Raw genomic sequence first — 12822 nt, 5'->3', positions numbered from 1 at the left:
TTCATATAGTATTATACTTTTAAATAAGTTAATATATGAGATGAGTAAATGAGACCCTCTACAACATGGCCTATGCATTAATTTGTTTAGGCCTCTGTAGGGGGATTTTTATGTATTAGCAGATAATAATGAGGAGGTTATTTAATATGAGTGAATTTTTAGCAGAAATAGTCGGTACCGCCATTTTGATTTTATTTGGTGGTGGTGTGTGTGCTAACGTCAATCTTAAAGGCACTTTAGGGAAAGGTGCTGATTGGATTGTTATATCAATGGGGTGGGGTTTAGCTGTTATGTTAGGTGTTTATGCAGCAGGTAATGTATCAGGTGCACATTTAAATCCAGCAGTTACACTTGGATTTGCAATTGATGGTTCATTTCCATGGTCAAAAGTAGTGCCGTTTATTATTGCTCAATTTATAGGTGCCATGATTGGTGCAACACTTGTATGGGCATCATATTTACCACACTGGAAAAAAACTGAAGATCAAGGTGCAAAATTAGGTACATTTGCTACTGGTCCATCATATCCAAACTATGTGGCAAACTTTTTGAGTGAGATTATTGGAACTATGATACTTGTTATGGGATTATTATTTATAGGGACTAATAAATTTACTGATGGATTAAATCCACTTATTGTTGGTTTATTAATCGTAGCAATTGGTTTAAGTTTAGGTGGTGCAACAGGTTATGCCATTAACCCAGCACGTGATATCGGTCCTCGTATTATGCATATGTTATTACCGATACCAGGTAAAGGGAGCTCTAATTGGAAATATGCAATTGTTCCATTATTAGGACCTATTGCGGGTGGTATGTTCGGTGCAGCATTATACAATATTTTATTTAAAGGTATTTTCAATGGATTTATCATTTTTGCAATCATCTTTACTATTGTCGTTGTTTTATTAGGTATCGCATTGAATAAAGCTATACTTAAAGATGAAGTTGCAGAAATTCTTTAATCCACAATGTTATAGGAGGGTTTAATATGGAAAAGTATATATTATCAATTGATCAAGGTACGACAAGTTCGAGAGCGATTTTGTTTGATAAAAATGGGAATATCAAACACGTAAGTCAACGAGAATTTAAACAATATTTTCCTCAAGGTGGATGGGTAGAACATGATGCAAATGAAATATGGACATCAGTTTTAGCTGTTATCGCGAGTGTATTAAATGAAAATAACGTTAGTCCAAGCCAAATTGAAGGTATTGGTATTACAAATCAAAGAGAGACTGCAGTTGTTTGGGATAAGAACACTGGACGCCCTATTTATCACGCAATTGTTTGGCAATCAAGACAAACACAAGATATTTGTGCAGACTTAAAATCTAAGGATTTAGAACCAATATTTAGAGAGAAAACTGGTTTATTACTTGATCCATATTTCTCAGGAACAAAAGTAAAATGGATATTAGATAATGTTGATGGTGCTAGAGAAAAAGCTGAAAAAGGCGATTTATTATTTGGTACTATTGATACATGGTTAATTTGGAAGTTTACAGGAGATGTACATGTAACAGATTATTCTAATGCAAGTCGTACGTTAATGTATAATATTCACGACTTAAAATGGGATGATGAATTACTAGAATATTTAGAAGTTCCATCTTCAATGTTACCTGAAGTTAAACCTTCAAGTGAAGTATACGGTTATACACAAAAACATCATTTCTTCGGTGAAGAAATCGCAATCGCTGGTGTTGCAGGAGATCAACAAGCCGCTCTATTTGGTCAAGCATGTTTTGAAAAAGGCGATGTTAAGAATACGTACGGCACTGGTGGATTTATGCTAATGAACACTGGTGAAAAAGCAGTAAAATCTGAAAGTGGATTATTAACTACATTAGCTTATGGTATTGATGGAAAAGTAAACTATGCATTAGAAGGTAGTATATTTGTATCAGGATCAGCTATACAATGGTTAAGAGATGGTTTAAGAATGATTAAAACTGCTCCAGACTCAGAAGATTATGCTAATCGTGTTAAAACAACAGAAGGCGTGTATGTGGTACCAGCATTTGTTGGTTTAGGAACACCTTATTGGGATTCAGAAGCAAGAGGTGCGATTTTTGGATTAACACGTGGTACTGAGAAAGAACACTTTATTAGAGCAACATTAGAATCATTATGTTATCAAACTCGTGATGTACTTGAAGCGATGGAGAAAGATTCAGGTATTGAAGTTGAAACATTAAGAGTAGATGGTGGTGCAGTTAAGAATAATTTCTTAATGCAATTCCAAGCTGATATTGTAAATACACCAGTAGAAAGACCAGAAGTAAATGAAACGACTGCTCTAGGAGCTGCATATTTAGCAGGTCTAGCAGTAGGGTTCTGGAAATCTAAAGATGAAATACAACAAAGATGGAAATTAGAAACAGAATTCAAACCTGAATTAGAAGAAGAGGAAAGAGAAAAACTATATAAAGGTTGGAAAACTGCAGTAAAAGCCACTCAAGCTTTTAAATTAGACTAAGTTGTGTTATCATTAATGTAAGTTAATATTTCGTAGAGATGTGAGAGGCTTTGTTCATACAATTTATTGTAGGGATGAGTCTCTTATTTTTTTACATTAATAGGAGGAAATGGTTATGCAACATTTATCAGCGTTAAATAGAAATCAAGTTAAAGATCAACTTAAAACTAAAGAATATGATGTAGTCGTTATTGGTGGAGGTATTACTGGTGCTGGTATAGCATTAGATGCTTCACAACGTGGTATGAAAGTCGCATTAGTTGAAATGCAAGACTTTGCCCAAGGTACTAGCTCAAGAAGTACTAAATTAGTACATGGTGGTTTACGTTATTTAAAACAACTGCAAGTCGGTGTAGTAGCGGAAACAGGTAAAGAAAGAGCAATTGTATATGAAAACGGTCCACATGTAACAACGCCAGAATGGATGTTATTACCGATGCATAAAGGTGGAAGTATGGGACCATTTACTACATCAATTGGCTTAAAAGTTTATGACTTCTTAGCAGGCGTTAAAAAATCTGAACGCCGTTCAATGTTAAATAGAGATGAAACGATTAAGAAAGAACCTCTAGTTAAACAAGATGGTCTTAAAGGTGGCGGATATTACGTAGAATACCGTACTGATGATGCACGTTTAACAATCGAAGTTATGAAACGTGCGCGTGAATTTGGTGCAGATATTATCAATTACGCTAAAGCGAATGAATTCTTATATAATAAGAAAAATAAAGTGTCAGGTATTGATGTAACTGATTTACTTCACAATGAGAAATTTGAAATTAAAGGTAAACGTGTTATTAATGCTGCCGGACCTTGGGTAGATGAAGTAAGAGGTAAAGATTACTCTACTAACAATAAACAATTGAGATTAACTAAAGGTGTTCATATTGTAATTGATCAAAGTATATTCCCATTACAACAAGCAGTATACTTTGACACTGAAAATGATGGAAGAATGATTTTTGCAATTCCTAGAGATGGTAAAGCATATGTAGGAACAACAGATACGATTTATGATAATGATAAATCATCACCAAAAGTAACGGAAGAAGACCGTCAATATTTAATTGATGCAATTCACTATATGTTCCCAACAGTTAATGTAGAAGATAAAGATATCGAATCTACATGGGCTGGTGTTAGACCACTAATATTCGAAAAAGGTAAAGACCCATCTGAAATTTCTCGTAAAGATGAAATTTGGGAAGGTGATTCTGGCTTACTTACAATTGCTGGAGGTAAGTTAACAGGTTATCGTCATATGGCTCAAGATATTGTAGATTTATTAAGCAAACGTCTTAAAGAAGAATATAAATTATCATTTGGACCATGTAAAACGAAAGATACTTATATTTCTGGTGGTAACATCGGTGGCAGCAAAAACTATGAATCATTTGTTGAATCAAAAGTAAAAGAAGCTAAAAACTATAACTTATCAGAAGAAGATGCACGTTATTTAGCTAGAAAATATGGTTCTAACGTTGATGAAGTATTTGAAATAGCACATGCTGCACAAGTTGCTGATTTAAACTTACCACTTGCTGTTTATGCAGAAGTTGTTTACAGTATTCAAAAAGAAATGGTTCATAAACCAACTGACTTCTTAGTACGCCGTTCAGGAAGATTATACTTCGATATTAAATATGTATTAGAATATAAAGATGCAATCATCGAAGTTATGGCTAAAATGCTTAACTATGATGCTGATACTAAATTAGTATATGCACAAGACCTTGAAAAAGCTATTACTGAAGCAGTAAATCCAAATGATCAACCAGCAGTATTGAAATAATATTTGATTTTTAAAATTATACAGCCATTTTGCATGAGCTTTCCTATGAAAGTCATTTGCAAAATGGCTTTTTTTATCTTATTCTTACTTATAAAATTTTGAAATATTATAAGATATCTAAATGAATAGTGTTACTTTTTTATTTATGAATGAATTTGATATAATGGATTGAAAGGGAGGCGTTTGTCTTTGAGAAGAATGAATCATAAGATCACTTTAGCTTCGGAACAAACATTAGAAGTAACAATTGATAAAACAGATGAACAGCCAGTTGGGATTGTACATATCTTACATGGTGTAGCAGAACATAAAGATAGATATGATGTTATTTCTGAGTACCTATGCAAACGAGGCTTTCATGTTATTAGACATAATCATCGAGGGCATGGTAAAGAAATTGAGGAATCGACACGAGGTCATTTTAATTCACTTGATGAGTTGGTTGAAGACAATAAAGAAATTAGAGATACTTTTATTGCAGAATTGAATCCAACATTACCATATATCTTAATTGGTCATTCTATGGGCTCTTTAGTCGCAAGACAATATGTTAGAGATTATCCTGATGATGTAGATATCTTAATATTATCAGGTACAGTTGTTTATCCAAATTTACAAGGGAAATTAAACTATTTAGGCTTAAAAGTTGCTAATTTATTTTTAGGTAATCGTACGAAATCAAAATTAATTAATAATATGGCATTTAAAACACCAAATAGAGCACATAAATCTTTTAATAAAGATAATCAATGGATAAGTGAAAGTGATGAAAATAGAAAAGTATATGAAAGAGATCCATACACTGGTTTTCTAGTCTCGCATAAAGTTTATTTAGAAATCGTTAAAGCTTCAAATCAAGCTATTAAACCAAGTTATATCAAAAAACAAAATCCACAAATGCCAATTCTACTTGTTTCGGGAAAAGAAGATCAGTTTGGTGGATTTGGAAATGGTATTAGACGATTAGCAACTGCATATAAACGTGCAGGTATTAAACATGTAACTGTACAATTGTATAAGAATAAACGACATGAAGTACTATTCGAGACGAATCAATTTGCAGTATATGAACATATATACAATTGGTTAACTGCTCAGCTTAAACAATTAGAAAAAGAGGAACATTAATATGTCTGGAAAACCTTTAATTGCTATTGTTGGCCCTACAGCTGTAGGGAAAACAGAGTTAAGTATTAAATTAGCAAAAGCACTCAATGGAGAAATCGTCAATGGAGATGCATTCCAAATATATAAAGGATTAAATATTGGAACTGCAAAAGTCACGACAGAAGAACAAGAAGGTATTAAGCACCATTTAATTGATTTATATCATCCAGAGGAAACTTATTCAGTTTATAAATTTAAAGAAGATTTTACTAAAGTGGTTTGCGATATACATAGCCGAGGGAAAATACCGATTTTAGTTGGTGGAACTGGCTTATATGTTCAATCCGTTTTATATGATTATCAGTTAGAAAATGAAAATCAAGATGTCAAAAATTTAGAAATAGTGAATAATAAAATAGAAGAATTATCTAAATTAAATAATATTGAATTGCACAACTATTTATATAAAATAGACCCGAAAACCGCGTCATCAGTGCATCCAAACAATCGTGTAAGAGTTGAAAGAGCAATTGAGTATTACTTAAAAACAAAAAAATCTTTAAGCGAAAGAAAGAAAAGTCAGACATTTTCTGGAAAATATGATACATTATTAATTGGGATAGAAATGTCGCGCGAAATATTATATGAAAGAATTAATATGCGTGTCGACATGATGTTGGAGCGAGGATTATTGCAGGAAGTTTCTAACCTTGTTGATAAGGGGTATGAAAATTCACAAAGTATGCAAGCAATTGGATATAAGGAATTGATACCTGTTGTTAAAGGTGATATAGAGATAGAGATTGCTAAAGAACAAATCAAGCAAAATTCAAGACGATATGCCAAACGTCAAATGACATGGTTCAAGAATAAGATGGATGTAACTTGGTTTCAACGGGATAAACAGACTCTACAAGAAATCGCAGACAACGTAATCCAATTATCCAAGTGAAGGGGAAAGTCATATGGCAGAGAAAGAAAATATTCAAGAAGTTCAATTGGAGAAATTCAAATCTGAAGAAACTGAGTTAACAGTATTCTTGTTGAATGGTTTCCAAATGAAAGGGAAAATCGTTAATTTCGACGATAAAGTTGTAGTATTAGATATTCAAGGGAAAGAAAATCTAATTTACAAACATGCTATTTCTACTTTTGTTGAAGCAGAAGAAGCAACAGGCAAAGAATAATATGTTACACAAAACTGCCTAGGAATCATCATTGATGTCCTAGGCAGTTTTGTGATTTTTATAATAGTTCTTCAATGTCATTTCTTAATTGATCTGGACTTTTTTGAGGTGAATATCGATTTACAACGTCACCATCTTTGTTGATTAAAAACTTCGTAAAGTTCCATTTAATTTTCCCATTTAAGATACCTTTTTTAGCTGTTGTTAAATAGTCATATAATGGATGTTGTTCTGGACCGTTTACTTTTATTTTTTCATGCATTGGGAATGTAACACCGTAATTTAATTTGCAATTTTGATATGCTTCATTAGAATCACCAGGTTCTTGATTACCAAATTGATTACATGGAAATCCAAGTACAACGAATCCTTTATCTTTATATTCTTGGTATAGCTTTTCTAATCCTTCAAATTGTGGAGTGAAACCACATTCACTTGCAGTATTAACAATTAATATAGCTTTACCTTTATATTCTGATAATGAATATTTATCTCCATTTGTTCTAGCAACTTCAAAGTCATAAATTGACATGTATCATCACTCCTTATCTACTTTCTATTATAATAAAAAAATATCCAAAGTCATATTAATATGCTTTTTGGATTATATGTTAAAATGTAGTTAAAGTGAGCGTGAAGAATATGAAAAAAGAACTGAAAACAACTAAAAATGAAACGGAAAGCGTAATTTTAATTGCTTATCATGATAAGAAAGTTGATGAAACAACTTTTCAATCGACTATTGAAGAATTGAAATCATTAGCTAAGACAAGTAATTTAGAAGTGCTAGAAATTTTTACACAAAAAAGAGAAAGACCTGACCAACAATATTATTTTGGTAAAGGTAAGATTGAAGAAGTTATTGAATATATTGAATTAAATGATTTGAAAGTAGATGCTATTATTGCAAATGATGAACTTACAACTGGACAATCTAAACATTTAGATGAGTTATTCAATACTAAGATTATTGATAGAACACAGTTGATACTAGAAATTTTTGCGCAAAGAGCATCGAGTCGTGAAGGACAATTACAAGTTGAATTAGCTCAATTAGATTATTTATTACCAAGACTTTCTGGGCACGGTAAAAGCTTGTCGCGACTTGGTGGTGGTATTGGTACGAAAGGTCCAGGTGAAACAAAATTAGAAACCGACAGAAGACATATTCGTACAAGAATGAATGAAATCAAACACCAACTCGAAACAATCGTTTCTCACCGGTCTAGATATAGAGAAAGGCGTCAACATAATCAAGCCTACCAAGTAGCACTTATCGGTTATACAAATGCAGGTAAATCATCTTGGTTTAATCAATTAACAAATGATGCTACTTTCGAGCAAGATTTATTGTTTGCTACACTTGATCCAAAATCTAGAGCATTGACAATCAATAATGGATTTAATGTTATTCTGTCGGATACAGTAGGATTTATTCAAAAGTTACCAACAACATTGATAGCTGCATTTAAATCTACACTTGAAGAAGCTAAATATGCACAATTACTTGTACATGTAGTAGATGCAAGTCATCCAAGATATATGGAACAATATGAAACGGTTATGGCGTTAGTCAATCAATTAGATATGGGACATATTCCAATGCTTGTTGTCTTTAACAAGAAGGATAAAGCTCCCGATTTAGATTTAGCAGTTTCTGAACATTCTATTTTTGTTTCCACAAAAAATAAAGCAGATAAACAAGTATTTAAAGAACATTTAGTAAATATGATAAAAGAAACAATGACTTATTATGAGATGGATATTCCTTCATCAAATGCAGATCAACTTTATTGGCAAAAAGTACATACAATAGTTGAATCCTCTGAATTTGATGAATCAGATGAAACGTATCATATTAAAGGTTATAAACAAACATAAGAGGTATAAATATGGAACCGAAACTAGCATTATTAATTAAAGAGGTAGAAACTACATTAAGACCTTACTTTGATGAGGTGGAACACAATGCTTATATTGCGCAAGAAAATGTATTAAATGCATTTCATAAAGTTAAAATTACAGAATCTGATTTAGTTGGAACAACTGGATATGGCTATGACGATATTGGTAGAGATCATTTAGAAGAAGTATATAGTGAAGTATTTAAATCAGAAGATAGTCTAGTAAGACCACAAATTATTTCAGGAACGCATGCAATTACAATTGCATTAAACAGTCAATTACAATATGGTGACGAGTTAATGTATATTACAGGTTCACCATATGACACATTATTAGAAGTGATCGGTGTAAATGGAAATGGAATCGGTAGCTTTATTGAACAAGGTATTCAATATAAGGAAGTCGCCTTAAACAACGACGAAATAGATATTGAATCCGTTATAAATCAAATAAATAATAAAACAAAAGTAATCGCTATACAACGGTCTAAAGGATACAGTTCACGTCCATCACTAACGATAGATCAAATAGAATATGCTATTACCAAAATAAAAGAACGTTATCCTAATATCATTATATTTGTAGATAACTGCTATGGGGAATTTGTTGAAGACAAAGAACCAATTGAAATAGGAGCAGATTTAATAGCAGGTTCTTTAATCAAAAATCCAGGAGGTGGTTTAGCAAAAATAGGTGGTTATATATGTGGTAGACAAGATTTGATAGAACGCTGTGCTTATCGATTAACTGCTCCCGGAATTGGTAAAGAAGCAGGTGCTTCTTTAGGAAGTTTGCCAGAAATGTACCAAGGATTTTTCTTAGCACCACACGTTGTGAGTCAAAGCTTAAAGGGTGCACTATTCACATCATTATTATTGGAAAAACTAAATATGACAACAACACCACATTACACAGCGAAACGTACCGACTTAATTCAATCTGTTACGTTTAAAACTAAAGAACAAATGATTGCATTTTGTCAGTCTATTCAACATGCCTCGCCTATTAATGCACATTTTAGTCCAATGCCAAGTTATATGCCAGGATATGAAGATGATGTCATTATGGCGGCAGGTACGTTTGTACAAGGGTCATCAATTGAATTAACGGCAGATGGGCCAATTAGAGAACCATATGAAGCTTATATTCAAGGTGGATTAACGTATGAACACGTTAAAATTGCAGTTATTAGAGCAGTAGAAACATTAATTAAGCAACAATTAGTCGCATTATAAATTCTATGTAAGGTTTCCTGACATTTATTTGTTTTCTGAAAATTTATATGCTAAATTTAGTTTAAGTTCTTTATTGAAGGAGGCGGTCATGCTGTCTAGAGATATCATTAGAAGAAACATGGCCGTGTTCCCGATAGGCGTTGTCATTAAGTTAACTGAACTCACAGCAAGACAAATAAGATATTACGAAGAGAACGAACTTGTGATGCCCAAGAGGACGGACGGCAATCAAAGATTATTTTCTTTAAATGATCTAGAAAGATTGTTAGAGATTAAGGCACTTATAGAAAAGGGCTTCAATATGAAAGGGATTAAACAAATTCTGTTACAAGAAAAGAATGACCTTTCTAAAGAAGAACTGAAAATGAGAGAGCGGGTCATTAGAGGAACATCTAAAACTGATGGACCACTTAATCGAGGAGATTTATCAAGATTTTTTAAATAAAAACTGGAGGATAAACACATGTCGAAACAATCATTTACTAAAGAGGATATTTTTCGTTTTGCAGATGAAGAAAACGTACGTTATTTAAGATTACAATTTACTGATATTTTAGGTACAATCAAGAATGTTGAGGTACCAATAGCACAATTAGAGAAAGTTTTAGACAATGAAATGATGTTTGACGGTTCTTCAATTGAAGGATTCGTGCGAATTGAAGAATCGGATATGTATTTATGTCCTGACTTAGACACATGGGTTATTTTCCCTTGGACAGCTGGTAAAGGTAAAGTTGCACGATTAATTTGTGATATTTACAGTCCAGACGGAAATCCATTCCCTGGAGATCCACGTACAAACTTAAAACGTGTATTAAAAGAAATGGAAGACTTAGGATATACAGATTTCAATTTAGGACCTGAACCAGAATTCTTCTTATTCAAGTTAGATGAGCAAGGCGAGCCAACATTAGAATTAAATGATAATGGTGGATATTTTGACTTAGCTCCAACAGACTTAGGTGAAAACTGTCGTCGTGACATCGTATTAGAATTAGAAGACATGGGATTTGATATCGAAGCAAGTCACCATGAAGTTGCACCAGGACAACATGAAATTGACTTTAAATATGCAGATGCAATTACAGCATGTGATAACATTCAAACATTCAAATTAGTCGTTAAAACAATCGCAAGAAAACATAATTTACATGCAACATTTATGCCAAAACCTTTATTTGGTGTTAATGGTAGCGGTATGCACTTTAACGTATCATTATTTAAAGGTAAAGAAAATGCATTCTATGATCCAAATGGAGAAATGGAATTAACAGATGATGCATACCACTTTATTGCAGGAATCTTGAAAAATGCACGTGGATTTACAGCAGTATGTAACCCATTAGTAAACTCATATAAACGATTAGTGCCAGGATATGAAGCACCATGTTATATAGCATGGAGTGGTCAAAACCGTTCACCACTTGTAAGAATTCCAGTATCACGCGGATTATCAACAAGAGTTGAAATACGTTCAGTTGACCCTGCAGCAAACCCTTACTTAGCATTGGCTACAATTTTAGAAGCAGGCTTAGATGGCATTAAGAACAAATTAAATCCACCAGAATCAGTAGATCAAAATATCTACGAAATGGATAGAGAAGAAAGAGAAGCGGTAGGCGTATTAGATTTACCATCAACTCTTTATACAGCAGTAAAAGCAATGAAAGAAAATGACGTCGTAAAAAGCGCATTAGGTAACCACATTTACCGTCAATTTATCCAATCAAAATCACTAGAATGGGATTACTATAGAACCCAAGTGTCTGAATGGGAAAGAGAACAGTACATGAAACAATATTAATACTAAAAGAGCCCGGGACAAATTTGTTCCGGGCTCTTTTATGTAACATTTGAATAAGATAACATAGACGAAAGTTTGGTTAATTCGTAATTAATAAAATAAATGCGGACCACATAACGATTTATCTGGACCGCATTTCTCGTTTTCGGACCACATAATCAATTATCTGGACCGCATTTCATGTTTTCGGACCACATAACGATTTATCTGGACCGCATTTCTCGTTTTCGGACCACATAATCAATTATCTGGACCGCATTTCCCGTTTTTGGACCACATAGTGATTTATTATCTTTATTTTTATATAGATACTTAACATTTTATTATTGAATATTAGATTTCTAAATGATATTACTTTCCTATCTTATTGATAATTGAAATAAAACTATAGATAAAGAAAGGCAATGATGAGTAGAGCATAATTACCAGTATGTTATCTTGTATTTGGAAAATAAAATAGAACATAATAAATACTAAAATACTGGTGATTAATCCTGTTAAAGGCATATACCTATAATAAGTTGATAAATTTTTTCTATTACTTTTCTCCATAACCAACACTCCTTTTTACAATATTATACATGTTAGTTTTTTAATTTGTAAAAACGATTATTCATTTATACTTAGATTAGATTTTTAAGTTAATCATACAAATGTATGTATATTTGGTATATAATGGAAAAACAAACATGTAAAACTATTGTATGGATGATTTAAAAAGCAATTCATTAGTTATGAATGTGGGAATTTTATTCATTTAAATGTTAAGAAAGTTGGATGAAAAATGAAAAAGGATTGGAAAATTTATGAAATTATAACAATAATAATTGCCATTTTACTATTTTCATTTGTTATCTGTTCATTTATAGGGGTTATAAGTTTAACCAATAAAGTGATAGGAATATTATTGTTTATATTTTATTTTCTAATTGCCATTTTTACTTATAGAGATAGCAAATTATTTTCGTTAATGTATTTAATTGTGGGAATAATTATAGCTCTTTGTTATATGAAAGAAGTATGATTTGATAAACAATTTAGATCCTCAAATATATTAACAGTTAAGTAATGATAGTATGACTAATCAATTATTTCCTACTATCATTTTATGTATAAGGGAGTATTATTAATGAAGTTTATTTCCATAGATAACATAGAAAATAATTCTCGAATTAAAGAATTTTTTAAGAATGAGTTAAAAATAAGTAATATTAATGAAGTATATACTTACTATAAAGAAGAAAGTAATAAGTTATGTATAGTAGTAAAAAATGGAAAAATTGTAGGGTTAATAGGTATATCTATAG

Annotated in this window: 10 protein-coding genes and 1 pseudogene; 10 read left to right on the top strand and 1 reads right to left on the bottom strand. The window is 32.0% G+C overall.

From position 1 onward, the window contains the following. Positions 1 to 146 precede the first annotated feature (146 nt). The 6 genes from CD111_RS01330 to hfq all read left to right on the top strand — a co-directional run bounded on the left by CD111_RS01330 (position 147) and on the right by hfq (position 6571). Positions 147 to 965, top strand: a complete 819-nt coding sequence (locus tag CD111_RS01330; RefSeq protein ID WP_095088229.1) for an MIP/aquaporin family protein — start codon at positions 147 to 149, stop codon at positions 963 to 965. Between the two features lie 26 nt (positions 966 to 991). Further along, positions 992 to 2485: a glycerol kinase GlpK gene (gene glpK / locus CD111_RS01325; protein ID WP_095088228.1), complete on the top strand. Its 1494-nt coding sequence runs from the start codon at positions 992 to 994 to the stop codon at positions 2483 to 2485. A gap of 115 nt (positions 2486 to 2600) precedes the next feature. Continuing rightward, a complete protein-coding gene (locus CD111_RS01320) occupies positions 2601 to 4277 on the top strand; it encodes a glycerol-3-phosphate dehydrogenase/oxidase (protein ID WP_095088226.1) in 1677 nt (558 codons plus the stop codon). A 198-nt stretch (positions 4278 to 4475) separates the two neighbouring features. Continuing rightward, positions 4476 to 5405 (top strand): alpha/beta fold hydrolase, encoded by a 930-nt coding sequence (locus CD111_RS01315; RefSeq protein WP_169711993.1) that lies wholly within the window; start codon positions 4476 to 4478, stop codon positions 5403 to 5405. Then, positions 5401 to 6336, top strand: coding sequence for a tRNA (adenosine(37)-N6)-dimethylallyltransferase MiaA (miaA, locus tag CD111_RS01310; RefSeq protein ID WP_371868748.1), 936 nt, complete (start codon positions 5401 to 5403; stop codon positions 6334 to 6336). Before CD111_RS01315 ends, miaA begins: the two co-directional genes overlap by 5 nt. A 13-nt stretch (positions 6337 to 6349) precedes the next feature. Next, on the top strand, positions 6350 to 6571 hold the full coding sequence (hfq, locus tag CD111_RS01305) for an RNA chaperone Hfq (protein WP_095088221.1): 222 nt from the start codon (positions 6350 to 6352) through the stop codon (positions 6569 to 6571). 58 nt (positions 6572 to 6629) lie between these two features. Here the strand turns inward: hfq and CD111_RS01300 are convergent, their stop codons facing one another. Next, on the bottom strand, positions 6630 to 7103 hold the full coding sequence (locus CD111_RS01300) for a glutathione peroxidase (RefSeq protein ID WP_095088219.1): 474 nt from the start codon (positions 7101 to 7103) through the stop codon (positions 6630 to 6632). A gap of 110 nt (positions 7104 to 7213) precedes the next feature. Here CD111_RS01300 and hflX point away from each other — a divergent pair, with 110 nt between their 5' ends. The 4 genes and pseudogenes from hflX (at position 7214) to glnA (ending at position 11515) form a co-directional block, all read left to right on the top strand. Further along, positions 7214 to 8452: a GTPase HflX gene (hflX, locus tag CD111_RS01295; protein WP_095088218.1), complete on the top strand. Its 1239-nt coding sequence runs from the start codon at positions 7214 to 7216 to the stop codon at positions 8450 to 8452. A gap of 11 nt (positions 8453 to 8463) precedes the next feature. Next, positions 8464 to 9711: a methionine gamma-lyase family protein gene (locus tag CD111_RS01290; protein ID WP_095088216.1), complete on the top strand. Its 1248-nt coding sequence runs from the start codon at positions 8464 to 8466 to the stop codon at positions 9709 to 9711. An 88-nt stretch (positions 9712 to 9799) separates the two neighbouring features. Beyond that, a pseudogene (locus CD111_RS01285) lies at positions 9800 to 10037 on the top strand (MerR family transcriptional regulator); the annotation flags it as partial. A 137-nt stretch (positions 10038 to 10174) separates the two neighbouring features. Continuing rightward, on the top strand, positions 10175 to 11515 hold the full coding sequence (gene glnA, locus CD111_RS01280) for a type I glutamate--ammonia ligase (RefSeq protein ID WP_095088213.1): 1341 nt from the start codon (positions 10175 to 10177) through the stop codon (positions 11513 to 11515). Positions 11516 to 12822: the final 1307 nt, after the last annotated feature.

This window comes from Mammaliicoccus stepanovicii, assembly GCF_002902525.1.
Taxonomy (GTDB): domain Bacteria; phylum Bacillota; class Bacilli; order Staphylococcales; family Staphylococcaceae; genus Mammaliicoccus; species Mammaliicoccus stepanovicii.
The sequence above is the reverse complement of the archived record's forward strand: the minus strand, read 5'-3'. Positions and strand labels throughout refer to the sequence as shown.